At 74.1% G+C, this 23,100-nt stretch carries 23 protein-coding genes, 1 pseudogene and 1 riboswitch; of the genes and pseudogenes, 9 read left to right on the top strand and 15 right to left on the bottom strand.

The annotated features are described in order from the left end of the window. Window positions 1-74 precede the first annotated feature (74 nt). Window positions 75-1,328, top strand: coding sequence for an MFS transporter (locus AC4H2S_RS07025; RefSeq protein WP_491496254.1), 1,254 nt, complete (start codon window positions 75-77; stop codon window positions 1,326-1,328). A 102-nt stretch (window positions 1,329-1,430) separates the two neighbouring features. Here AC4H2S_RS07025 and AC4H2S_RS07020 read toward each other — a convergent pair whose 3' ends face one another. The 3 genes from AC4H2S_RS07020 to clpS are packed head-to-tail and all read right to left on the bottom strand — an operon-like array spanning window position 1,431 to window position 3,585. Then, complete coding sequence (locus AC4H2S_RS07020; RefSeq protein ID WP_491496253.1) at window positions 1,431-2,636, bottom strand: DUF429 domain-containing protein; 1,206 nt, start codon at window positions 2,634-2,636, stop codon at window positions 1,431-1,433. 7 nt (window positions 2,637-2,643) lie between these two features. Beyond that, entirely contained in the window at window positions 2,644-3,234 is a 591-nt protein-coding gene (locus AC4H2S_RS07015) for a DUF2017 domain-containing protein (protein ID WP_491496252.1), read from the bottom strand. A 45-nt stretch (window positions 3,235-3,279) separates the two neighbouring features. Continuing rightward, complete coding sequence (gene clpS, locus AC4H2S_RS07010) at window positions 3,280-3,585, bottom strand: ATP-dependent Clp protease adapter ClpS (protein WP_491496251.1); 306 nt, start codon at window positions 3,583-3,585, stop codon at window positions 3,280-3,282. Between the two features lie 18 nt (window positions 3,586-3,603). On the opposite strand from clpS, the gene AC4H2S_RS07005 reads away from it, so the two are divergent. From AC4H2S_RS07005 to AC4H2S_RS06985, 5 genes and pseudogenes are all read left to right on the top strand, one after another. Then, window positions 3,604-4,905, top strand: a complete 1,302-nt coding sequence (locus AC4H2S_RS07005; protein ID WP_491496250.1) for a nicotinate phosphoribosyltransferase — start codon at window positions 3,604-3,606, stop codon at window positions 4,903-4,905. 211 nt (window positions 4,906-5,116) lie between these two features. Further along, window positions 5,117-5,605 (top strand): annotated as a pseudogene (locus AC4H2S_RS07000) (ATP-binding protein); the annotation flags it as partial. Between the two features lie 215 nt (window positions 5,606-5,820). Next, window positions 5,821-7,881, top strand: a complete 2,061-nt coding sequence (locus AC4H2S_RS06995) for a LuxR C-terminal-related transcriptional regulator (RefSeq protein ID WP_491496249.1) — start codon at window positions 5,821-5,823, stop codon at window positions 7,879-7,881. A 102-nt stretch (window positions 7,882-7,983) separates the two neighbouring features. Next, complete coding sequence (locus AC4H2S_RS06990) at window positions 7,984-9,141, top strand: methyltransferase domain-containing protein (protein ID WP_491496248.1); 1,158 nt, start codon at window positions 7,984-7,986, stop codon at window positions 9,139-9,141. A 124-nt stretch (window positions 9,142-9,265) separates the two neighbouring features. Continuing rightward, window positions 9,266-9,841 (top strand): isochorismatase family protein, encoded by a 576-nt coding sequence (locus tag AC4H2S_RS06985; protein WP_491496247.1) that lies wholly within the window; start codon window positions 9,266-9,268, stop codon window positions 9,839-9,841. 6 nt (window positions 9,842-9,847) lie between these two features. On the opposite strand, the gene AC4H2S_RS06980 is transcribed toward AC4H2S_RS06985, so the two are convergent. The 3 genes from AC4H2S_RS06980 to AC4H2S_RS06970 all read right to left on the bottom strand — a co-directional run bounded on the left by AC4H2S_RS06980 (window position 9,848) and on the right by AC4H2S_RS06970 (window position 12,250). After that, window positions 9,848-10,384, bottom strand: a complete 537-nt coding sequence (locus tag AC4H2S_RS06980; RefSeq protein ID WP_491496246.1) for a DUF1697 domain-containing protein — start codon at window positions 10,382-10,384, stop codon at window positions 9,848-9,850. Between the two features lie 31 nt (window positions 10,385-10,415). Beyond that, window positions 10,416-11,225, bottom strand: coding sequence for a hypothetical protein (locus tag AC4H2S_RS06975; protein ID WP_491496245.1), 810 nt, complete (start codon window positions 11,223-11,225; stop codon window positions 10,416-10,418). A 116-nt stretch (window positions 11,226-11,341) separates the two neighbouring features. Further along, a complete protein-coding gene (locus AC4H2S_RS06970) occupies window positions 11,342-12,250 on the bottom strand; it encodes a LysR family transcriptional regulator ArgP (RefSeq protein WP_491496244.1) in 909 nt (302 codons plus the stop codon). Window positions 12,251-12,322: 72 nt separating this feature from the next. Here AC4H2S_RS06970 and AC4H2S_RS06965 point away from each other — a divergent pair, with 72 nt between their 5' ends. Next, window positions 12,323-12,922: a LysE/ArgO family amino acid transporter gene (locus AC4H2S_RS06965; RefSeq protein ID WP_491496243.1), complete on the top strand. Its 600-nt coding sequence runs from the start codon at window positions 12,323-12,325 to the stop codon at window positions 12,920-12,922. Window positions 12,923-12,925: 3 nt separating this feature from the next. Here the strand turns inward: AC4H2S_RS06965 and AC4H2S_RS06960 are convergent, their stop codons facing one another. Beyond that, window positions 12,926-13,723: a helix-hairpin-helix domain-containing protein gene (locus AC4H2S_RS06960; protein WP_491496242.1), complete on the bottom strand. Its 798-nt coding sequence runs from the start codon at window positions 13,721-13,723 to the stop codon at window positions 12,926-12,928. Window positions 13,724-13,786: 63 nt separating this feature from the next. Further along, on the bottom strand, window positions 13,787-15,019 hold the full coding sequence (gene hppD / locus AC4H2S_RS06955; RefSeq protein ID WP_491496241.1) for a 4-hydroxyphenylpyruvate dioxygenase: 1,233 nt from the start codon (window positions 15,017-15,019) through the stop codon (window positions 13,787-13,789). 82 nt (window positions 15,020-15,101) lie between these two features. On the opposite strand from hppD, the gene AC4H2S_RS06950 reads away from it, so the two are divergent. Continuing rightward, complete coding sequence (locus AC4H2S_RS06950; protein ID WP_491496240.1) at window positions 15,102-15,575, top strand: Lrp/AsnC family transcriptional regulator; 474 nt, start codon at window positions 15,102-15,104, stop codon at window positions 15,573-15,575. Here AC4H2S_RS06950 and AC4H2S_RS06945 read toward each other — a convergent pair. From AC4H2S_RS06945 to AC4H2S_RS06925, 5 genes are all read right to left on the bottom strand, one after another. Then, a complete protein-coding gene (locus AC4H2S_RS06945) occupies window positions 15,568-16,203 on the bottom strand; it encodes an IclR family transcriptional regulator (RefSeq protein WP_491496239.1) in 636 nt (211 codons plus the stop codon). The genes AC4H2S_RS06950 and AC4H2S_RS06945 overlap by 8 nt on opposite strands. Window positions 16,204-16,227: 24 nt before the next feature. Continuing rightward, window positions 16,228-17,910, bottom strand: coding sequence for a DEAD/DEAH box helicase (locus AC4H2S_RS06940; RefSeq protein ID WP_491496238.1), 1,683 nt, complete (start codon window positions 17,908-17,910; stop codon window positions 16,228-16,230). Window positions 17,911-18,002: 92 nt separating this feature from the next. After that, window positions 18,003-18,290 carry a DUF3039 domain-containing protein gene (locus AC4H2S_RS06935; RefSeq protein ID WP_491496237.1) on the bottom strand — a complete coding sequence of 96 codons (288 nt, stop codon included), beginning with the start codon at window positions 18,288-18,290 and terminating at the stop codon, window positions 18,003-18,005. 11 nt (window positions 18,291-18,301) lie between these two features. Further along, the gene (locus tag AC4H2S_RS06930; protein WP_491496236.1) at window positions 18,302-19,642 is read right to left on the bottom strand and encodes a WD40 repeat domain-containing protein; all 1,341 of its coding nucleotides are present in this window, start codon (window positions 19,640-19,642) and stop codon (window positions 18,302-18,304) included. A 113-nt stretch (window positions 19,643-19,755) separates the two neighbouring features. Beyond that, entirely contained in the window at window positions 19,756-20,310 is a 555-nt protein-coding gene (locus tag AC4H2S_RS06925; RefSeq protein ID WP_491496235.1) for a YqgE/AlgH family protein, read from the bottom strand. Between the two features lie 133 nt (window positions 20,311-20,443). Between AC4H2S_RS06925 and AC4H2S_RS06920 the strand changes: the two genes are divergently transcribed. After that, the gene (locus AC4H2S_RS06920) at window positions 20,444-21,094 is read left to right on the top strand and encodes a TetR/AcrR family transcriptional regulator (RefSeq protein ID WP_491496234.1); all 651 of its coding nucleotides are present in this window, start codon (window positions 20,444-20,446) and stop codon (window positions 21,092-21,094) included. On the opposite strand, the gene AC4H2S_RS06915 is transcribed toward AC4H2S_RS06920, so the two are convergent. Together AC4H2S_RS06915 and AC4H2S_RS06910 are read right to left on the bottom strand one after the other, a co-directional pair. After that, entirely contained in the window at window positions 21,078-22,040 is a 963-nt protein-coding gene (locus AC4H2S_RS06915; protein ID WP_491496233.1) for a DUF3048 domain-containing protein, read from the bottom strand. The genes AC4H2S_RS06920 and AC4H2S_RS06915 overlap by 17 nt on opposite strands. A 222-nt stretch (window positions 22,041-22,262) precedes the next feature. After that, window positions 22,263-22,880 (bottom strand): C40 family peptidase, encoded by a 618-nt coding sequence (locus AC4H2S_RS06910; protein WP_491496232.1) that lies wholly within the window; start codon window positions 22,878-22,880, stop codon window positions 22,263-22,265. A gap of 18 nt (window positions 22,881-22,898) precedes the next feature. Then, window positions 22,899-23,092: riboswitch (cyclic di-AMP (ydaO/yuaA leader) on the bottom strand. Window positions 23,093-23,100: the final 8 nt, after the last annotated feature.

The raw sequence follows: 23,100 nt of genomic DNA, 5'->3' as shown, positions 1-23,100 counted from the left end.
GGCACGGGGCCGATGCGGCAGGCGCGCGTCTCACGACATAGTCTTGACGTCGAGATACTTTGTCGAGGAGAGCCATGTCGTCGTCGCAGGCGCACGCGCCGCTGACCCGGAGGGGGATCCCGCTCGAGCGGGACCTGCGGGTGCTGGCGCTGGGGTCGTTCGCCAACCGGTTCGGGGCCGGCGCGGTGATGACCACCAGCGCGCTCTACTTCACCCGGCAGGTCGGCTTCTCCGCCGCCGAGGTCGCGTTCGCGATGGCCGTCGCGGCCGTGGTCGGGATCGTGGTGCAGGTGCCGGCCGGCCAGCTCGCCGACAGCCGGGGACCGCGGCGGGTGCTGACGGCGTTCATGGTCGGCGCCGCCCTCACCAGCGCGCTGCCGGCGCTGGCCCGCACGCCGTGGCAGCTCGCGCTGCTGCTGGCGCTGCTCACCTTCTTCGAGCGCTCGGCCGGGTCCGTGCAGCAGGGCGTCATCGCCCAGCTCGCCACGGGTGGGCGCGGCGTGCAGTTCAAGGCCTACCTCCGCGCGGTGACCAACACCGCGATCGGCCTCGGCTCGGTCTTCGGCGGCGCCGCCCTCGTCGTGGACGAGCCGTGGGCCTACATCTCGGTGTTCGTCCTCAACGCCGTCTTCACCGGCTTCGCCGCGTGGAACACCACGCGGCTTCCCGACCTGCCGGCCTACGTCCGGGTCGAGGGCGAGCCTCGGCTGGCGGTGCTGCGCGACTGGCCCTACGTCGTCGTGGTGGCCCTGACCGGTCTGTTCTCGCTGCACTTCTTCGTGATGGAGCTGGGCCTGGCGCTCTACATCTCCGAGCGCACCTCCGCCCCGCCGGTGATGGTCGCGATCCTGCTCATCGTCAACACCGCCTGCGTCGCACTGTTCCAGGTCCGGCTCTCGCGGCGCGCCGACTCGGTCGAGGCGGGCGCCCGCGCGCTGGTGCGCGGCGCGGTGTGGATCGCCGCCGGCTTCGCCATCGTCGCGCTGGCCGACCGGGGCGACGCCACCTTCGCGGTGGTCGTGCTGGTCGTCGGCTCGCTGGTCCACGTCGTGGGCGAGATGATCGGCTCCGGCGGCCAGTGGGGGCTCCAGATGGGCCTCGCGCCGCACGAGAAGCAGGGCCAGTACCAGGGCTTCGCCGGGCTCGGGTTCAGCGTGATCGCCGTCGTCGGCCCGCCCGTGGTGACCCTGCTCTGCGTCGAGATGGGCGAGACCGGCTGGCTGGTGCTGGCCGCGTTGATGCTCGCGGTGGCCCTGGTGTCGGTGCCCGTCTCCCGCTGGGCGCTCGCCTCCCGCGAGCGCTACGGCGTGCTCACCCACTCGGGCTGAGGGCGTCCGCGAGCCGACCGGGTCAGCGCCGGCAGGACGTCATGGGAAACCCCGGTCCGGACCGGGGTTTCCCATGACGTCCTGCGGGTGGGCGTACGCCGCTCAGGCCCAGATCGCGGCCGGGATCTCGTCGGAGAAGACCTCGGGCTCGTCGGGGTACGACTCCGCGACCCCGTGCGCGTCGCGCACCGCGGACCAGGCGGCCGCGCAGGCGTCGAGCAGGTCGTCCTCGCCGAAGCCGGCGCCGCGGAACCACGCCGGCGCCACGACACCGTGCGCGGCGAGCGCCTCGCGCCGGGCGCGGACGCCGTCGACGTCCTTCTTGCGCGCCAGCACCGGCGCACCCGCCATCCGCGCGAAGCTCAGCTCGGGGTGGACCTCGATGACGCGGGTCCCGGGCCGCCCCCGCACCCACGCGTCGACCTGCAGCACCTTCTCGCGCAGCGCGTAGGCCTGGGCGCTCACGCTGGTGCGCCCACCGGTCGCGGCGAGGTTGGCCGCGCGCGCCTGCTCGTAGGTCTCCGCCTCGAGCGCGGCCCGCACGGGCGTGGAGAACACCGACGACGCCTTCCCCACCAGCGCGCGCCGGGCCTCCGCGTCGGCCCGCCGGCCGCCCGCATCGGGCAGCCCGATGGGGATGTCGACGGCCACGACCGCGACGTCGTGCTGCTCGCGGACCAGCTCGAGGAGGCCGGTGATGTCGGGCGCGACGAAGACGGAGGCGCGGAGCCGGGTGTCGAGCACCACGCCCACCCAGCCGGCCGGGCAGGCATCGACGCCGAGGACGGGGGCCGGGGGCGCGAGGACGGGCGGCGGCTCGACGTCGTGCTGGCCCGGCGGCCGCACGAATCGTGCCTCGAGGTCGCCGCTGAGGGCGGCCTCGATGCGGGCGGTCATCAGCTCCGACATCGGCGGCAGCGCACCGACGGGCCACCATCGCACCTCGCTCGACTCGTCGTCGGCCACGTGGGCCTCGCCCTCGAGCCAGGTGCAGGCGAAGGTGAGGTCGAGGTAGGAGGCGCGGTCGCCGTTGGCGTGCACGATGTCGCCGTGCACGCCGGTGGAGGCCAGCCGGTCCACCCGGATCCGGACCCCGGTCTCCTCCAGCGCCTCCCGGGCGGCGGCCTCGGCCGGCTCCTCCCCCGGCTCCGGGATCCCGGTGACGGGCGTCCAGTGGCCGTTGTCGGCGCGCTTGACCAGCAGCACCTGGTCGCCGCGCCGGACGACCGCGGTGACCCCGGGCAGCCAGAGCGGGTCGTGGCCGATCTTCTCGCGGAGCGCCAGGACGAAGTCGGGCACCGGGCTCACGGGCGGCTCACGAGGTGAGCGCCTCGACGATGGTCTCCTGGAGGTAGCCCACCCACTCGTAGATGTCGTGGGCCTGCGCGCGGGGGTCGTCGTCGGGCAGCGAGTGCCAGTAGTGCTCGTCGCCGGCCTCGACGCCGAGCCGGGTGGCCAGCGCCAGCCGGATGTCGGTGAAGGCGCGCATCCACGTCTCGGCCTCGGCGTCGGTGAGCTCGACGTCGATGACCAGGCCGTCCTGGTCCAGCTCCGACGGGAGCCCGGCCTCCTCCAGGGTGTCGATGATCGACCCGGCGGTGGCCGCCTTGCCGTCGCGCAGGCCGCCCTCGGTGAAGCGGCGGAAGTCGGCGGCCGCCTCCTCGTCGTCGGGGTAGGCGGTGGGGAAGAGCCGGGCGAGCACCGGGTCGTCCGGGATGGTCGTGGCGCCGGAGAACTCGGCCATCATCGCGTCGAACGGGTCGGCGCTCGCGGCGGCGGGCTCGGCGCGCTCGTTGCGCAGCAGCTCGACCATCTGCGAGGCCAGGGACCGCAGCAGGTCGGCCTCGAACCCGGTGAACGTGGCGATGACGTGTCCGGACCTGCGGTGCCGCTCGAAGCCGCTCATCTCAGGCACCCCACGTGGTGGCGTGGCGGTCGAAGTCGAGGTGCACTACGACGCCTTCTCCATCGTCGCCCACAGGCCGTACTCGTGCATCGCCTGCACGTCGCGCTCCATCTCCTCGCGCGTGCCGGTCGAGACCACCGACCTGCCGTCGGTGTGCACCTCGAGCATGAGCCTCTCGGCCTTGGCCTTGTCGTAGCCGAAGTACTTCTGGAACACGTAGGAGACGTAGGACATCAAGTTGACCGGGTCGTCCCAGACGAGGGTCACCCACGGCTTGGCCAGGAAGGTGATCTCGTCAGGGGTGACGGTCGGCTCGACCTCTACGGGACTGGCGGCTGACACGGGTCCCATCGTGGCACAGTGTGGGTCGTGACCAGCTCACCCCGTGCGTCGACCGCGCTCCTGACCGATCACTACGAGCTGACCATGGTGCAGGCCGCGCGCCAGGCCGGCACGGCCGAGCGCCGGGCGGTCTTCGAGCTGTTCCCCCGGCGGCTCCCGGAGGGCCGTCGCTACGGCGTCGTCGCCGGGGTCGGCCGGGCGCTGGACGCGATCGAGGACTTCCGCTTCGACGCGGCGGCGCTCACCGCGCTGGAGGGCATCGTCGACCCCGGCATGCTCGACTGGCTCTCCTCCTACCGCTTCTCCGGCGACGTGTGGGGCTACGCCGAGGGCGAGGCCTACTTCCCCCACTCGCCGCTGCTCGTCGTGGAGGGCACCTTCGCCGAGGCCGTGCTCCTCGAGACGGTCCTGCTCTCGATCTACAACCACGACTCCGCGATCGCCTCGGCCGCGTCGAGGATGGTGCTGGCCGCCCACGGCAGGCCGTGCATCGAGATGGGCGCCCGTCGCACCCACGAGGAGGCGGCCGTGGCGGCCGCCCGGGCGGCGTACGTCGCCGGCTTCGACGCCACCAGCAACCTCGCGGCCCGTGCTCGCTACGGCGTGCCGTCCACCGGCACCGCGGCCCACTCGTTCACGCTGCTGCACGACGCCGAGGCCGACGCGTTCCGCGCCCAGGTCGAGACGCTCGGTGTGGGCACCACGCTGCTGGTCGACACCTACGACGTCGCCGAGGCGGTGCGGCTCGCCGTCGAGGTGGCCGGCACCGGGCTCGGTGCGGTGCGCCTCGACTCGGGCGACCTCGGCGACCTCGCCCGCGAGGTGCGCGCCCAGCTCGACGGGCTCGGCGCCCACGACACCCGCATCGTGGTGACCAGCGACCTCGACGAGTACGCCATCGCGGCGCTCGCGGCGGCGCCCGTGGACGCCTACGGCGTCGGGACGCAGCTGGTCACCGGCTCCGGGCACCCGACGTGCGGCTTCGTCTACAAGCTCGTCGCCCGCGAGGGCACCGACGGCGAGCTGGTGTCGGTGGCCAAGCGGTCGACCGACAAGCTGTCCATCGGCGGGCGCAAGCACGCCCTGCGCCGCCGCGGGCCCTCGGGCATCGCCCAGGCGGAGGTCGTCGGGATCGACGAGGCCCCCGCCGACGACGGGGACGACCGCCCGCTGCTCGTCCCGCTGGTGCGCGACGGTGAGGTCGTCGGCCGGGCCACGCTCGAGGAGGCCCGAGCGCGGCACCGCGCGTCGGTCGCCGAGCTCCCCCGCGCCGTCACGATGATGTCGGCTGGCGAGCCGGTCATCCCCACGGTCCACCTCGGCGGGTAGCGCGCCACCTGCCCCGGGGCGGCCGGGGCGTGTCGGACAGGACAAACCGCGCACCCGGCCGTCCGCCAGGCGTACGCCCTCGCCGGGCGGCCGACTTCCTCCTGTCCGACCCGCCGGGCCGCAGGTCGGGGCGGGGCGGGGCAGGGCGTGCGGCGCTTGCGTCCCGCGGCAGGCCGCGCACGGGTGCACGGCGCGGATTCCATGCTGCTCGATGGGCTGCCATCATGCCCCCATGGGTCTCGTCGCGCGCGACGCCGAGCTCGCAGTCATCGCCGGGGTGCTCGACCAGGAGCCGGCCCCGGTGCAGGCCCTCGTGCTCGAGGGCGAGCCGGGCGTGGGCAAGACCAGCCTCTGGGAGCAGGCGCTGGTGGGGGCGCAGCACCGCGGCCTCCGCGTGCTGTCGGCGCGGGCGAGCGCGTCCGAGACCGAGCTGCCGTTCGCTGGACTGATCGACCTGCTCGACGGGGTCCTGATCGAGGGGCTGGGGATTCCCGCGCCCCAGCTCCACGCCCTCGAGGTGGCGCTCTACCGCGCCGACCCCGGGGAGCAGCCGCCCACCGAGCAGGTCGTCTCCCTCGCCCTGCTGTCGGCGCTGCGGGCGCTGGCCCGCCACCAGCGGCTCCTGGTCGCCGTCGACGACCTGCAGTGGCTCGACGCCTCCTCCCTGACCGCACTGGCCTACGTCGCGCGCCGGCTCCCCGACGACGTGACCGTCGTGGTCGCCCGACGCCCCGGCGCGCCGACCTCGGTCGAGCAGGCGTTCCGCGACGGCCTGGTCGAACGCCTCGCGGTGCGCGCCACCACGCTCGGGGGCACGCGCCAGATCCTCGCGACCCGGCTCGGGCTGCGGCTGCCCACCACCTCCTGCGCCGTGTCTACGACACGACGCTGGGCAACCCCCTGTTCGCCCTCGAGGTGGGCCGGCTGCTGGCCCGGCTCGACCCGGCGACGCTGGGCGACGAGCTGCCGGTGCCCGACGCGGTCGAGGACCTCCTCGGCCTGCGGGTGGCCGACCTCGACCCGACCACGCGCCGGCTGCTGCTCGCGCTCGCCCTCGACGCCGACCTGCGCGTGCCCCGGCTGGAGGCGCTGTTCGGGCCCGACGCGCTCCAGCAGGCCTCGGCCGCCGGCGTCGTCGACCTCGACGGCGAGCGGGTGCGCTCGGCCCACCCCCTCCTCGCGCAGGCGGCGCGGCGGGCGGCGTCGGACGCGGAGGTGCGCGGGCTGCACGCCGACCTCGCCGCGGTCGTGTCCGACGACCCCTGCCGGATGCTGCAGCACCTCGCCCTCGCCACCACCGAGCCCGACGCGCTCCTCGCCGAGCGGCTCGACGGTGCCGCCACGCGTGCCATCGCCCGGGGCTCGACCAGGCTCGCCGCCGACCTCGCCGCCCACGCCCTGCGCCTGACACCGACCGGCGCCCCGGACGCGGCCCGCGTGATGGTGCTGGCGAAGGTGCTGCACATGGCCGGGGAGAAGCAGCGCCTCACCGAGCTGCTCGGTCCCCGCGCGGCCACGCTGCCCGACCGCGCCGACCGGGTCCGGGCCTACGTCCTGCTCACCGGTGGCGTGGTGCGCGGCAACGCCGACATCCGCGCGCTGCTCCAGCAGGCCCTCGACGAGGCGGGCGACGACCACGACCTGCGCCTGCGGGTCCTGTGCCACCTCGCCGAGAACGAGGCCGTCATCGCGGTGCGCCACGTCGCGCTCGCCGACGCGCGCGCCGCCCAGGCCGTCGAGGCGTCCGCGACCGGGACCGGCGGCGACCAGCGACTCGCGCTCTTCACACGGGTGTGGACCTCGGCCCTGCGCGGGCGACCGCTCGACGACCTCCTCGAACGCTACGAGGCGTTGGCCAGCCGGTCGACCTACCTCGCCCGCACCCCGGGCCGGGTGGCCGGACAGCAGCACGTGTGGCGCGGCGAGCCGGGCCCGGCCCGCGAGCGCTTCGAGGCGTTCCGCGTGCTCGCCGCCGAGCGCGGCGAGCCCAACGCCTACGCGCTGGCCCGGCTGCACCTGTGCGAGCTCGAGCTGCGCGTGGGTGGGTGGGACGCCGCCGAGGAGCTGCTGGACGAGTGGGCGGCCTCGACCGACAGCAGCCTGCTGCACTGGCCGATGTACGAGCGCTGCCGCAGCCTGCTCGCCGCCGGTCGTGGCGACGCCGCGGCGGCGCGCGACTGGGCCCAGCGCGCCGTCGCCCAGGCGGACGAGACGGGCGTGCGGTGGGACTGGCTGGAAGCCACGCGGGCGACGGGCGTGGCCGACCTGCTCGACCACCGCCCCGACGAGGCCGCCGGCAAGCTGCGCGCGGTGTGGTCGTACACGCGCGAGGAGGGCGTGCTCGACCCCGGCGCCTTCCCCGCGGCCCCCGACCTGGTCGAGGCCCTCGCCGACGTCGGCGACCCCGGCGCCCTGGCCGAGGCCGGCGAGGTCGTCGACGCCCTGGCCGCCGCCGCCGACCTGCAGGACCACGGCTGGGCCCGGCTGGCCGCGGCGCGCGGCTCGGCGACGCTCGCGCTGGCCGGCGGGTGGTCGGACGCCGACGCCGCCGCGCTGGCCGGCGTCGCGTCGGGCTACCACGACCGTGGGCTGGTCGCCGAGGCCGCCCGCACGTGGCTGGCCCTCGGCCGCGCGCAGCGCCGCTCACGCAAGTGGGGCGCGGCCCGGGAGTCCCTCGGGTGCGCGGTCTCCCTCTTCGAGGCGCAGGGCGCCCCCGGCTGGGCCGACGCCGCGCGCGGCGAGCTGGAGCGCGTCGGCGCCCGGCGCCCGGGCGCCCCCGGCCGGTTGACCACCGCCGAGCGCCGGGTCGCCGACCTCGCGGCGCAGGGACTGGCCAACAAGGAGATCGCCCGGGCCCTCGTCGTCACGGTCAGCACCGTGGAGTTCCACCTCCGCAACTCCTACACCAAGCTCGGGATCCGCTCCCGGATGGAGCTCTCACCGCGCCTGGCGGACCTCGACGCCGACGCGACCTGACCGTCCCCCCAGGCGGGCCGGTGTCGACCGGGGTCCCCTCCCGGTCAATTCCTCGGGTCATCCACAGTTTCGCCGACCGGCTCGGGGGCGCACGGTGGAGACATGGCCGAGTACCTCGTCGAGCTCTACGTCGCCCAGGGCGACCACGCCGCAGCGCGGCGCCACGTCGCGCTGGCGGAGCGGGCCGGCGCCGACCTGTCCCGGGAGGGGCGGGCCGTGCACTGCCTGAGGTCGATCTTCGTGTCCGAGGACGAGACGTGCTTCCTGCTCTACGAGGCCGAGTCGCCCGACCTGGTCGCCGAGGCGGTGCGACGGGCCGGGCTCCGGCTCGAGCACATCTCGGCGGCCACCACGTCCGTCGCCGGCGTTCCCGAGACGCCGGTCGGCACCACGAAAGGAACCCGCATGACCAGCACCAGCAGCACCAGCGCCAGCAGCACCAGCCAGAATCCCGGCCCGGACCTCACCGAGCTGCGCGACAAGCAGCAGAAGGTCTGGAGCAGCGGTGACTACAACAAGATCGCCGCCCTGACCGTCCCGGTGTCGGAGCACCTCGTCGACCACGTCGGCGTGGGCCCGGCCGACCGGGTGCTGGACGTCGCGACCGGCACGGGGCACGTCGCCCTGGCAGCCGCGCGCCGCGGCGCCGAGGCGGTCGGCATCGACTACGTCCCGGCGCTCCTGGAGATCGCCCGGCGCCGCGCCGCCGCGGAGGACGTCGCCGTCGACCTCGCCGAGGCCGACGCCGAGCACCTGCCGCACGACGACGCGTCGTTCGACCTGGTGCTGTCGGCGATCGGCGTCATGTTCGCCGCCGACCACGACGCAGCGGGGCGCGAGCTCGTGCGGGTGACCCGCCCCGGCGGGCGGATCGGGCTCGCGAGCTGGACCCCGGAGGGCTTCGTGGGCGGCATGCTGCGCACCGTCGGGTCGCACGCCGCGCCGCCACCCGGTGCCCAGCCCGCCACCCGCTGGGGCACGGAGGAGGTCGTCGCCGGCCTGCTGGGCGACGCCGTGGGCGACGTGCGGTCGCAGACCGCCACGGTGACCCAGCGCTTCACCGACGCCGGCGCGTTCGCCGACCTGTTCCTCACCTACTACGGGCCCACCTTCGCCGCGGCGAGCCGGCTGGACGAGCAGGGGCGCGCCGCGCTCCGGTCCGACCTGGTCGCCCTCGCCGAGTCGTACGACCGCGGCGCCGGGTCCGGCGGTCTGGTCTGCGACTGGGAGTACCGCATCGTGACAGCCACCCGCCGCTGAACGACGCGGACAGGGAGGCTCCCTGTCGCACCGGCCCGGCCCCCTCGGGGCCGAGGCCGCGAGCAGCCCTCCTGCCGCGAGGCGGGAGGGCTGTTCCCACGACGGCGACCGCTAGCCTCGTGCCATGGCCCGAGCCCTGATCGTCGTCGACGTCCAGAACGACTTCTGCGAGGGCGGCTCGCTCCCCGTCACGGGCGGCGCGCACGTGGCGGCCGGCATCAACGACCTGCTGCACCGCTGGCACGCGCAGGCCGAGGACGCCCCGGCCTACGACGTCGTGGTCGCCACGAAGGACCATCACGTCGACCCCGGTCCGCACTGGTCGGCCAAGCCCGACTTCACCGACTCGTGGCCGGTGCACTGCAAGGTCGGCACCGAGGGGGCGGCGTTCCACCCCAACCTCGACCCCCAGCCCTTCGACGAGGTCTTCTACAAGGGCGAGCACGCGGCCGCCTACAGCGGCTTCGAGGGACGTACGTCGTCGGGAGAGGCGTTGGCCGAGTGGCTGCGAGCCCGGCAGGTGGACGAGGTCGACGTGTGCGGCATCGCCACCGACCACTGCGTCCGCGCGACGGCGCTCGACGCGATCACCGAGGGGTTCACGACCCGGGTGCTGACCGCCCTGTGCGCCGGCGTCGCGGAGGAGTCGTCGGCCGCGGCGATCACCGAGCTGGCGCGCACCGGGGTGGAGATCGCCTGAGGGCCGTCAGCACCACTTCTCGGTGACGGTGCGCAGCACCTTGATGGTGCGTGCGGTCCCCCGCCCGAGGGCGGCGAGCTCCTTCGCCGCCATCACCCTCGAGGTGTGGATGTCGCCGTCGAGCAGCACGTAGGCGGCGCGGCCGTCGACGACCACGGTCTCGCCGGGATGGGCCAGAGCGTGGACCGCGTCGACCGCCGCCGCGGGCGGCGCGTCGGCGTACAACGTCACGTAGTGCTGCCCGCTGGGCTCGTGCTCGGCGTCCAGCTCCTCCCCCCGGGCGGTGAGCGCGGCGAGGTCGGGTGCGGTGAACACCACGGTCGGCACCTCGAAGCCGGCCTCGGCGGCGTACGCCTGCTCCAGCACCGCCTGCACCTTGGCCACCGAGCGGGCCGGGTGGGTCAGCCGGACGTTGCCGGTGTTGATGTAGGTCTCCACGTCGGTGCCCCCGGCCGCCTCCGTCGCGGCGCGGATGGCGTCCTTGGGAAACTTGCGCGTCGCGCCGAGGTTGATCGCGCGCAGGAAGGCGACGTACGTGGGCATGCCGGGAGTATGCCCCCGCAGCGGCGTGGGGTCAGCCGCGCTTGCACTGGCTGGGCGGCGTCACGGCAGGGTCGAAGACCCGCTTGGGCGGCGTGATGCTCGTGCCGTCCTGCGACTCCTTCATCGTCATCGCCCACCAGCCCGCCTTGCGGGTCCGGATGGCGGCGCGCTCGGGGGCGGGGACGTCGTTCCACATGTTCAGGACGTCGACGCCGACCTCGATGAGGTGGCCGTGCGGGGTGACCACCGCGCCGGCCTCGATCTTGTCGAGCGCGGGGGGCACGGACGGGAAGAGCCCGCGCGGCATCCCGGTGATCACGGTGCGCGCCGGCACACCGACCGCGACGCCGTCGCCGGCGAGCCGGATCGCCCTGGCCTCGACGACCGGCCAGGTCGGGTCGAGGTCGGTCGGCAGGCCCCAGCTGCGGGCCTCGTCGCCGGTGATGTCGGCCCAGCAGTCGGCGGCGTTGGCGCCCCAGGCCTCGCTGTTGAAGTAGGTGCGGCCGGCGACGACGAGGTAGTCGACCTGCTGGCGGTTGCCGTCGATGGCGGAGTCCATGGAGAGCGCGCTGTAGCCGGTGGACGGGCTGTAGCGGCCGTCGAGGTCGAAGATCCGCTTGCCGCCGTTGTCGGGGTTCTTGGTCAGCAGCTGGCCGTGCCACTCCACGATGCCCATCTTGGCGACCTGGCCCTTGATCGCGTCGAGTTGTTCGCCCTCCAGCAGCACGTCGGTGCCGCCCTTGGTCGCGGCGGCATCGCCCGATCCCCCGCACGCGGTGAGGGTGAGCAGGAGGCCCGCGCAGGCGGCGGTGGCCCGCCCTGCGGCTCGACGACGTGTCACTGGCCTTCCCCGATCAGGTCGGTGACGAGCTCCGTGCTCGATCTCGCTCGGAGCCTAGGACCGGCGCCCCTGCCTGTCACGGGAATCGCGGATCTGGTCGAGCGGCGGCAGCGCCGTCAACCGGCCATCCACCCGCGGGCGGCTCCCACCACCGCGTCGGTCAGGTCGTCGACCAGCGCCGAGCCGAGGCGCCAGTGCTGCCAGAACAGCGGCACCTCGGGCCTGCGGCCGGGCACGAGCTCGACGAGGTCGCCGCGATCGAGCTCGTCGACGACGTCCGACTCGGGCAGCAGGCCCCACCCCATGCCGACCCGGATGGCCCGATCGAACTCGCGCACCGACGGCACGTAGGTCACCGGCGGCGCGAGGTGGCGCCGCGTCACCCGGCGGATGAAGTCGTGCTGGAGCGAGTCGTTGCGGTCGAACGCCACGATCGGCGCCTCGCCCAGCGAGCCCGTGGCGACACCGTCGGCGAAGTGGGCGGCGTGGAAGTCGCGGGTGGCGACGGCGGCGTAGCGGAGCCGGCCCAGGCGCACCACCCGGCAGCCCGGCACGGGCTTGGGCTCCCCGGTGATCGCCGCCACGACCTCGCCGCGCCGCAGCCGCTCGGCGGTGCGGGTGTGGTCCTCGCGGACCACCTCGAACACGACCCGGTGGCGCGACTGGACCTCCGCGAGGGCGTCGACGAACCAGCCGTAGAGCGCGTCGGCGTTGACGGCGATCGGCAGCGAGGCGTACGACGTCGTGCCGCCGTCCTCCTCGACCAGCTCGGCGACGGCCTCGCGCTCGAGGAGCTCGGTCTGGGTGGCCAGCCGCACCAGCACCTGGCCCGCCTCGGTGGGCGCCAGGGGCTTGACGCGGTGCAGCAGCACGCGGCCGATCCGGGTCTCGAGCGCCTTGATGCGCTGGCTCACCGCCGACGGCGTGACGTGCAGCTCCCGAGCGGTCGCCTCGAAGGTGCCCAGACGCACCGCGACCGCGAGTGTGCGCAAGGCCACGGGGTCGAGCTGGGTGATGTCTTTCATAACAAGACATCCTAATGATTGCTCAAAATCGTTCGCTGGATTGCACCTTGTAGGCGACCTACCGTTGACCGTGTGTTCCAGGTTGCTCTCACCGGTCTGCTGACCGGACTCGCTCTCATCGTCGCCATCGGCGCGCAGAACGCCTTCCTCCTGCGCCAGGGGATCCGCGGTCAGCACGTGCTGCCGATCGTGCTGACCTGCCTGCTCTCCGACGTCGCGGCGATCACGGCGGGGGTGGCCGGCCTGGGCGTCGTGCTCGAGCGGTGGCCGGGCGTGCTGCCGGTCGCGCAGCTGCTGGGCGGGCTCTACCTGATCGCGTTCGGCCTGCACGCCGCGATGCGCGCCTGGCGGCCGTCGGCGCTCGACGCGGGCGAGGGCACCGCGCTCACCCCGGGCCGCGCGGTGCTCCTGACGCTCGCCCTGACCTGGCTCAACCCGCACTTCTACCTCGACGCGGTGCTGATGCTGGGCACGGTCGCCAACAGCTTCGGCACCGACCGCTGGTGGTTCCTCTCCGGCACCCTCGTCGCGAGTCTGCTGTGGTTCTTCGGCCTGGGCTACGGAGCGCGCCTGCTGCGCGGGCTGTTCGCCCGCCCCGCCGCCTGGCGCGTGCTCGACTCGGCGATCGCCGTGGTCATGGGCACCCTCGGCGTCGGGCTCCTCGCGCACTGACCCCTATCGGTCGGCGAACGACAGGTCGTGCTCGGCCAGCGCCTCCCCGAGCCGGGTGATCGCCATCGGCCCGACGCCGTGCATCGCGGCCAGCTCGTCGGCGCTGCGGGTGGCGACCTGCTCGAGGGTGGTGAGCCCCGCCCCGCGCAGCGCCCGGGTCGCGGGCGCCCCGATGTTCCGCGGCAACGGCGTGCCCTCCTCCCGCGGCGCGCGCCGGCGCGGCGCCGGCAGCCCGGCGTCGACCACCGCCTCCCCGCGCGGTGACAGCAGGTAGCCGATCGCCAGCGACTCGGTGAGGCCGAGCTCCTTGAGCTTGCGCACGTCCTTCTTGAAGTCAGGCGTCTCGCGGCCCACCCGAGCGGCGAGGTCGGGGGCGCGGACGGTCGGGTTGAGGTCGATCAGGTCGAGCGTCTCCCGCGTCCACGGTCCGGCGGCAGACGCGGCGTCGAGGCGGTCGAGGCGCGCGTTGATGGCCGCGATCTCCTCGGCGTCCGGCACGGTGGAGCGCAGCACCTCGCGCGGGTCGGGGCCGGCGTACGCCAGCCCGATGCGCCACGCCGGGTCGTCCGGGCGTGCCGCCAGCGCCTGCTTCAGCGCCGCCAGCGACGCGGCTCCCGCGCGGCGAGCGTCGTCGGCGCGCAGGCTCGAGACGCTGACCTGCTCGACCGAGGTCACCTCGACGACCCCGACGGCGGTGCGCATCCGGGTGCCGACCACCACCCGGGGCCGGGCCCAGCGACGGAACGCCAGGTCCACGGTCCCGGCCTTGATCGCGGCCAGCTCGGCCGGTCGGATCATCATGCTGCCGATTTTGCCAGCACGCGGCCGCGCTGTCTCCGGCGGTCGGCCGCGCGCCGGGCTCGGTCAGAGGTTGCCGCGGGCGTCCTGCTCGCGCTCGATCGCCTCGAAGAGCGCCTTGAAGTTGCCCTTGCCGAAGCCCAGGGAGCCGTGGCGCTCGATGAGCTCGAAGAACACCGTCGGCCGGTCGCCGAGCGGCTTGGTGAAGATCTGCAGCAGGTAGCCGTCCTCGTCGCGGTCGACGAGGATGCCGCGCTTCTGCAGCTCCTCGATCGGCACCCGCACCTCGCCGATGCGCGCGCGCAGCTCGGGGTCCTCGTAGTAGGAGTCCGGGGTGTTGAGGAACTCCACGCCGTTGGCACGCAGGGCGTCGACGGTGGCGAGGATGTCGCCGGTGGCGAGCGCGAGGTGCTGGGCGCCGGGGCCGTTGTAGAACTCGAGGTACTCGTCGATCTGCGACTTCTTCTTCGCGATCGCCGGCTCGTTGAGGGGGAACTTCACGCGGTGGTTGCCGTTGGCGACGACCTTCGACATCAGCGCGGAGTAGTCGGTGGCGATGTCGTCGCCGATGAACTCGGCCATATTCACGAAGCCCATCACCTTGTTGTAGAAGGTGACCCACTCGTCCATCCGGCCGAGCTCGACGTTGCCGACGATGTGGTCGAGGGCCTGGAAGAGGCGCTTGGGCTGGTCGGCCTTCTTCTCCCAGCGCGGCTCGACGGCGACGTAGCCGGGGAGGTAGGGGCCGGCGTAGGTCTCGCCGTCGACGGTGCGCTGCACGAGCGTGTGGCGGGTCTCGCCGTAGGTCGCGATCGCGGCGACGCGGACCTTGCCGTGCTCGTCGGCCACGGTCTGCGGCTCGACGAGCACCGTCGCACCGGCCCGGCGGGCCTGGGCGATGCACTGGTCGACGTCGGGCACCTCGAGGGCGATGTCGACGACGCCGTCGCCGTGCCTGGCGTGGTGGGCGATCAGGTCGCTGTCGGGCGCCACCGCGCCGCTCAGCACGAACTTGATCGAGCCGGACTTCAAGACGTAGGACTTGTGGTCGCGGTTGCCGTTCTCCGGGCCGGAGTAGGCGATGAGGTCCATGCCCCAGGCCGAGGCGTAGTAGTGCGCGGCCTGGGTGGCGTTGCCCACCACGAAGCAGATCGCGTCCCACCCGGTCACCGGGAACGGGTCGGCGTCGGCGTCGTACTCCACGAGGCCGACGAGCTGGCGCAGCTGCTCGAGGGAGAGGTCGGCCTTCATCTCGTCCACGGTCAGGGCGCCACCGGTCGAGGCGATGTCAGTCGTCATGGTCCGAACCCTGCCGACCGACGGCACAATGTGCAACAGTAGGCCGAAACATCGTGCAGATTGCCCAGCCGAAGGAGCCCTGATGGACGAGATCGACGGCAAGGTGATCGATCTGTTCGCCGGCGAGCCGCGCCTGGGGGTGCTCGAGGCGAGCCGCCGGCTCGGCATCGCCCGCGGCACCGTGCAGGCGCGCCTCGACAAGCTGGTCGCCGCCGGCGTGATCACCGGGTGGGGACCCGACCTCTCCCCCGAGGCGCTCGGCTATCCCGTGACGGCCTTCCTGACCCTCGAGATCCGCCAGGGCTCGGCCGAGCGCGGCGGCCACGACGCCGTCGCCGCCCACCTGGCCGGCATCCCCGAGGTGCTGGAGGCCTACACGATCACGGGTGCCGGCGACATGTGGGCGCGCGTCGTCGCCCGCTCCAACTCCGACCTGCAGCGGGTGATCGACCTCGTGCTCACCGAGCCCGGCATCGACCGCTCGACGACCGTGATCGCGCTGGCGACGCAGATCCCCTACCGGGTGGTGCCGCTGGCGCGGGCCGCGCTCAGCTGAGCCTGTCCGCGACCGCAGCCGCGGCCGCGATCACCTGTGGCGCCACGACGTCCTCCTCGATGGCGCCGTCGAGCGTCACGATGCCCACGCTCGCCCGCAGTCCCTCGACGCCGCGCACGGGCGCGGCGAGGCCGCGGGCGCCGGTCTGCAGCTCACCGCTGGTCACGGCGTACGCCGGCTCGTCGAGGTCGGCCAGCGCGATGGCCTTGCCGGCCGCACCCTGGGTCAGGGGGTGGCGGGCGCCGATGCGGTAGGAGACGTGGAAGTCGGTCCAGGTGGGCTCGACGACGGCCAGCGCGAGCGCCTCCTCGCCGTCGGCGACGGTGAGGTGGGCGGTCGCGCCGAGCGCCTCCGCGAGCCGCCGCAGCTCGGGCAGCGCGAGGTCGCGCAGCAGCGGCTGCACCCCGCTGGCGAGGTGGAGCACGCCCAGGCCGATGAAGAGCCGCGAGCGGGCGTCGCGGCGCACGAGGCCGTGCTGCTCGAGGGTGCTGATCAGGCGGTAGACGACCGTGCGGTTGACCTCGAGCCGGTGGGAGATCTCGGTGACGGTCAGGCCCTCGGGGCTCTCAGCCAGCACCCGGAGCACCCGCAGGCCACGGTCGAGCGTCTGCGAGGTCTCGGTCGCCACGCGTCCACTATGGCAGTGCGAGCCTCAGGAGGTCTGCCGCACCGCCCACTCGCGGATCCGGTTGATCCGCTCGTGCAGCTGCTCGGCGTTGGCCACCGCTGCCGGCGGGCCGCCGCACTCCTTGCGCAGCGCGTTGTGCGTGATGCCGTGCGCCTGGCCGGTGCGGTGGTGCCAGGCGGCGACCAGCCCGTTGAGCTCGCGCCGGAGCACGCCGAGCTGCTGGTGGGTGCTGAGCTCCTGGACCGAGTCGACCACCCGGTCGCCCGCGCCGTCGGCACGCTGCTTGCGCGCACGCTCGCTCTGGCGCGAGTGCAGCAGCTCGCGGACCTGGTCGGGCTCGAGCAGGCCGGGGATGCCGAGGAAGTCCATCTCCTCCTCCGAGCCCACGTTCACCTCGCCGGAGTGGCCGAACTGCGCGCCCTCGTAGAGCACGTGGTCGAAGGACGCGGTGGAGCCCAGCGCCTCCCACGACATCTCGAGCTCGTCGGAGGCCGACTCGCCCTGCTGCGCCTCGGCGAGCAGCCCGTCCTCGGCCGCGAAGATGTCGTCCTCGTCGTTGACGCGGCGCCCGAGCACGTGGTCGCGCTGGGCCTCCATGTCGGACGCGAACTCCAGCAGGTGCGGCACCGACGGCAGGAACACCGACGCGGTCTCACCGCGCGAGCGGGCGCGGACGAAACGGCCGACCGCCTGGGCGAAGAACAGCGGCGTGGAGACGGTGGTCGCCCAGACCCCGACCGCCAGGCGCGGCACGTCGACGCCCTCGGAGACCATCCGCACGGCCACCATCCAGCGGTCGTCGGAGGCGGTGAACTTCGCGATCTTCTTCGACGAGCCCTTCTCGTCCGACAGCACCACGGTGGGCGACTCGCCGGTGATCTTCTTCAGCAGCCCGGCGTAGGCGCGGGCCGACTCCTGGTCGCCGGCGATCACCAGCCCGCCGGCGTCGGGCACGTGGCGGCGTACCTCCGACAGCCGCGTGTCGGCCGCCTCCAGCACCGCCGGGATCCACGACCCGCGCGGGTCCAGGGCCGTGCGCAGTGCCTGGGCGTGCATGTCCTTGGTGAGCGGCTCGCCGAGCCGGGCGACGACCTCGTCGCCGGCCCGGGTGCGCCACTGCATCTCGCCGGAGTAGGCCATGAAGATGACGGGGCGCACGACGTGGTCGGCCAGCGCGTGGGCGTAGCCGTAGGTGTAGTCGGCGGCCGAGACCGGGATGCCGTCCTCCCCGGGGGCGTAGCTGACGAACGGGATCGGGTTGATGTCGGAGCGGAACGGGGTGCCGGTGAGCGAGAGCCGGCGGGTCGCCGGGTCGAACGCCTCGCGCACGCCCTCGCCCCACGACAGCGCGTCGCCGGCGTGGTGGATCTCGTCGAGGATCACCAGGGTCTTGAAGCGCTCGGTGCGGATGCGCATGGCGAGCGGGTTGACCGCCACCCCGGCGTAGGTCACCGCGATGCCGACGAAGTCGTCCGAGGTCCTGCCCTTGCCCGCCGAGTAGGTGGGGTCGATCGGGATCCCGGCGCGCGCCGCGGCCTCGGCCCACTGCGTCTTGAGGTGCTCGGTGGGCGCGACGACGGTGATCCGGTCGACCACCCGACGGCTGAGCAGGTCGGCCGCGACGGTCAGCGCGAACGTCGTCTTGCCGGCGCCGGGCGTGGCGACCGCGAGGAAGTCGCGGGGCTGCCGGGACAGGTAGATGTCCATCGCGGCCTGCTGCCAGGCACGGAGGGAGGGCGCGGTGCCCCAGGCGGCCCGGTCGGGCCACGCGGGAGGCAGCGGCGCGTCAGGCCGCCCCGTCACGCCTCGGGGCCCGAGCCGTCGGAGCCCTCGCCACCGGGCTTGCCCGGGTTCATCGAGTCCCAGATCTCCTTGCACTCCGGGCAGACGGGGTACTTCTCGGGGGACCGGGACGGCACCCAGACCTTGCCGCAGAGCGCGATGACGGGGGTGCCCATCACCATGGCCTCGGTGAGCTTGTCCTTCGGCACGTAGTGCGAGAAGCGCTCGTGGTCACCCTCGTCCGTCGGGACGGTCTGACGCTCTTCGATCGTCTGGCTGCCCGGGGAGAATCCGATGGTGCTCATGATGGACAAGCCTAACGCGCGCGCACCCAGATGAAGACGTTGGCGACGCCGCGCCGGGTGCCGCGCAGCACGTCGTGGGCGTCGCTGGCGTACGCCACCCGCGAGGCGTCGTCGCTGAGCGACACGCTCTCCTGCGTGCCGGCGGGCCGTGCGACGAAGGCCGCGGAGCGCTCGCCCGTGGCGGTGTCGACCACGCGCAGCGGGCGTCGCGACGTGGCCACCGTGTAGTGGCCGCCGTCGGCGGTGACGGCGGCGCCGAGGTTGTCCCGCGACGGCCCCAGCGGCGCACCGAGGAGCGTGTCGTGGACGCCGCCCACCGGCTCCCCGCCGTCGCCGCAGCAGGCGGGAATGCCCGCCCCCGTCACCGACACCAGCCGTCCGTCGTTCGACACCTCGACCCGGCTCGTGCTGCCGCCCTCGACGCCGAGACGGCCGAGGTCGCGCACCGAGCCGCTGGGCGTGTCGAGCATCCGGCTGCGGTCGGAGTCGACGAGCACCACGTGCCGGGCGTCGTCCGACATGCCGGCGAACACCTGCGACCCCAGGTCGGGCACGACCGTCCGGGTCGCTCCGGTGGCGAGCGTCCACTCCAGGAGCTGCGGCGCGGGCGGGCCGAGCGCGGAGTGGCGGTCCTGGTAGACCACGCGGGCGCCGTCGGCGGTCAGCGCCGCGCCCAGGGCACTCGGCGCGACCTCGGTCAGCGACCCGTCGGAGCGGTCGAGGAGGACGAGCCCGGGGTCGAGGTCGAGCAGCACGCGCCGGCCGTCGTGGCTGAGCCCCTCGACCTGCGCCCAGGCGCCGGGGTGGAGGAGCGTCACCCGCCGGGACGCCGCCTCCCAGACGTAGAGCCGCTGGGCGCTGCGGCGGGTGCCCGCGACGAGGTTGGTGGCGGTCGAGGAGAACACCACCGTGCTCCCGTCGCCTGAGACCGTGACGGCGCCGCTCCACCCGTTGGCCGGACGCCCGTCGAGGCCGCGCGTCACGAGGACCGTGCCGGGCGCGGCGCGCCGGGTCACGGCCTTCACGACCAGCGTCGTACGCCGGGTCTCTCCCCGTTGCGTGCGCACTCCACGCTCGAGGAGGCTGACCCGCCAGGTCCCCAGTCGCGGAGCCGTGCCGGTGAGCCGACCCTCGCGCAGCCGCAGCCACCGCGGCAGGCCGTCCGCCTCCCGCACGCGCCAGCTCTGGCGCCGGTAGTCGTAGCGCTCCCCCCGCAGCACCGTGTCGACGACCCGGTTGCCAGCGGCCTCCGCGGTGGAGGCCACGGGTGTCGACGCGGCGGCGCCCACCGCTCCAGCGGGCGGCACCGCCACCAGGCCCCACGCCACCGCCGCGGCCGCCAGGGCAGCCACCCCACCACGGACCCCGCCACGGACGCCGCCTGTGATCGTGCCCCGAACCGTGCCGATGGTCGTCATGGCAGTGGAGACGCCCGCCGACGGCTCCTGGTTGCCCGCACCGCGGATCAGTTCATGTCGGGATCGACGGGGCGGTTGACGTGCCAGGCCAGCATCCCGGGCTGGCGGCGCATCACGTCGCGACGCAGCCCGTCCGGGTCGTCGCGGAACGCGTCGGCCGCCTCGCTGGTGACGACGTACCAGCTGCCCTCCTCGACCTCCCCCTCGAGCTGTCCCATGCCCCACCCGGCGTAGCCGGCGAAGACGCGCATCGCGGTCAGCGCGCCGTCGACGAGCTCGGTCGGGGTGTCGAGGTCGACCATGCCGAGCAGGCCGGCGACCGGGCGCCAGCCCACGGGCGGGTCCTTCGGGTCGCGCAGCGCCGCGACGGCGAGGGCGCCGTCGGTGCCGACCGGCCCACCGCGGAACAGCACCTCGGGCTCGGCCACGACGTCGCGCCACGGTTCGAGGACGTCGGCGACGGGCACCTGGGACGGCCGGTTGAGCACCACGCCGAGGGCGCCCTCCTCCGTCACGTCGAGGAGGAGCACCACCGTGTCGGCGAAGTTGGGGTCCTGCAGCGCCGGCGTGGCGACCAGGAGCATTCCCGATGCGAGCTGCATGGCGTCCACTATGGACTGGTCCCACCCGGGCGCACATCATCCCGCGGAAGGGCTCCCGAAGGACCGCTCGCCCCGCCCGAGGGCATCCCGGCAACGCCCCCGCGCAGGGCTCCGGTCACCTAGGCTGCGAGCCATGGAGACCCGCCGGCCGCGCTCCTCCGACGCCACCAGGCAGGCGCTGGTCGACGCGGCGCGGGACCTGTTCACCCTCCACGGCTACCCGGCCGCCTCGCTGGAGGCGATCGCCGAGGCCGCCCAGCTCACCAAGGGCGCGCTCTACCACCACTTCAGCGGCAAGCAGGCCGTCTTCGAGGCCGCGCTCGAGCTCGTGCAGTCCCGCGCGAGCGCGGCGATCGTCCACGCCACCTCGCAGCACGCCGACCCGTGGGAGCAGGGGCAGGCGGGTCTTCGTGCGTTCCTCCGGGTCGTGCAGGAGCCCGACTACCGCCAGATCGTCGTCTCCGACGGCCCGTCGGTGCTCGGCGCCGCACGCCACCGCGAGCACGAGCGGCCGACCTACGCCGTCGTCGCCCACCTCGTCCGCTCGGCGCTGTCGGACCGCGACCGGTCCCCCGACGACGCCATGCTCGACACGTTCGCCCGGGTCGTCTTCGGCGCGGTGTCGGCCGCCGGCGGCGCGGTGGCCACGAGCGAGGACCCGACGGCCGCGGCGGTCCGCGCGGAGGCGGCGATCGGCGCCGTCGTCACCGGCCTGCGGCGCCTGCTGGAGGACACCGCCGGCGGGGTCGCGGAGATCGAGCCCGGCGCTACTTGGCGAAGGTGACCTCGCCGTTGACGGCCGGCACCAGCTCGATCCACACACGACCGGCGGGCACCGTGAGCTCGCCACGCTTGGTGGAGAGCTCGATCGCGCCGTTGAGGCCGTCCTTGCGCCAGGTGCCCTTCACCACGCGGCCGCCGTGGAAGAGCAGCGCGGCGCCCTTGCCCTCGAGCTTGGTCTCGGGCACCGGGTAGCCCGCGGGGTCGCGGTAGCCGGCGTCGCCGACCCGCACCCGCAGCACGAGCACGGAGTCGGCCGGGAACTGGTCGCCATCGGCGGCGTAGGAGTCGGTGTTGACGTAGCGCCCGCGCTGGAACTGCCAGCTCGTCGAGTGGGCGCCGAAGTCAGCGGTGAGCGTGCTGGCCTTCGCGCCCTTCGGCAGGTCGGCCTCCTCGCCCCACGGCAGGTAGGGCGGCGGCTCCTCCTCGGCCTTGACGCGCTTGGCGATCTCGCCCAGCCGGGCGAAGAGGTTGTAGGGGGCCGAGCGGGAGGTGTCGCGGTAGACCCCCGCGTCGCCCTCGGTGATCCACGGGATCCCGGCGCCGTTGATGCGCTTGATGGTGACGGCCGCGGCACCACTGGTCACCACGGTGGCGCCCTCGGGCACGATCCCGATGTCGCTCGCGCGCATGGAGCGCACCGGCCCGATGGAGCCGGGCACCTTGGAGTAGTAGAACGCCGCCAGGCGGGTGTAGCCGCCCTCGACGAGCTCCTCGACGACCAGGTCGGCCGAGCCGAGCCCGACCTGCGGGGCGCTCGAGGAGGTGTTGTCGACCTTGGTGACGAGGACGGGGTGCTTGGGGGCGTCGCCCTTGCGCTCCAGGCCGGTGAGGGGCCAGAAGCTCGGCTCCGGCGGGGCCTCGGTCGTCTCGGACGGGCTCGGGTCGGCCGAGGCGGACCCGCTCGCCGGCTCGTCGTCGCCGCCGCTGCACGCGGTGAGGAGCAGCACGCTCGCTGCGAGCGTGGCGACGACCGCTCGGACGGACGAGGTGGGACGACGGTGACGCACGGTGACTCCGATCGAACGGGGGTGCCGGGCCGGTGGGGCCCGTCGGGGGCATCTCTGGAAAGTCTGGGGGCGCGCCCTCCCCGATCGGGGAAGGCGCGCCACAGGGTAGATCAGCAGGAACTGCCTACCAATCCGAGCCTGTCGCCCGGGTGGTGACGCCGCTCAGGCGCGCCGCAGGGTGCCGCCGAACCAGCTCGGGGTCCATGCCGTGGCGACGCGGACCCGCTGGCCGGTGCCCGGGGCGTGCAGCATCAGGGCCTTCCCGCCGGCCCAGCGCAGGAAGATCGCGGCGTGGTAGACCCCGCTGCCGCCGTAGAAGAACATCAGGTCGCCGGAGCGCATGTTGCTCTTCGCCACGCGACGGGCGTGGCCCGCCTGCGCACGCGAGGTGCGCGGCACGGCGAAGCCGGCGCGGCTGTAGCTGTAGCGGATCAGCCCGGAGCAGTCGAAGCGGTCCGGTCCGGCGGCGCCGTACGCGTAGGCGTCGCCGCGCTGGCGCATCGCGATGTTGCGGGCGGCCAGCACCCGGCGGTCGACGCTGCGCCTGGCGCTGGTGCGCGCCGACTTCCGCGCGTGCTTGCGCGGGCTGGTCCGCTTGGCGCCCCGGTCCTTGGAGCTCCGGTCCTTGGAGCTCCGGTCGGTGGCGTCGTCGCTGGTGGTGCGCGTGCTGGTGGTGCGGTCGGACTGGCCGCCGGCCGGGGCGGCGCTGGCGGGCAGGGCGCTCAGCGTCGATCCGGCGAGGCCGAGCCCGGCGAGGGCGAGCGCACAGGCTCGCGCCATACGAGTGGTCGTAGGCATGGTTGTTCCTTTCCACGCCTGTGAGGTGAGCTGTCGGGCTAGGGCTGGAAAGTGCCCCGCCCCGTCCTCCGAGGAGTCCGGTGGCTTCGCCCCGAGCCGGTCGACGACCGGCGCTGGAACCTGTGGGTCCCCCACTCCTGCCCTGGTGCTGTCGGGGGTCGTCCCGGCCGGGCAGGACTCGGCGTACTCCGGGACGGTTGGG

This window comes from Nocardioides sp. Z13_37 (genome assembly GCF_058355585.1).
This window is presented reverse-complemented; position numbering and strand designations above follow the sequence as displayed.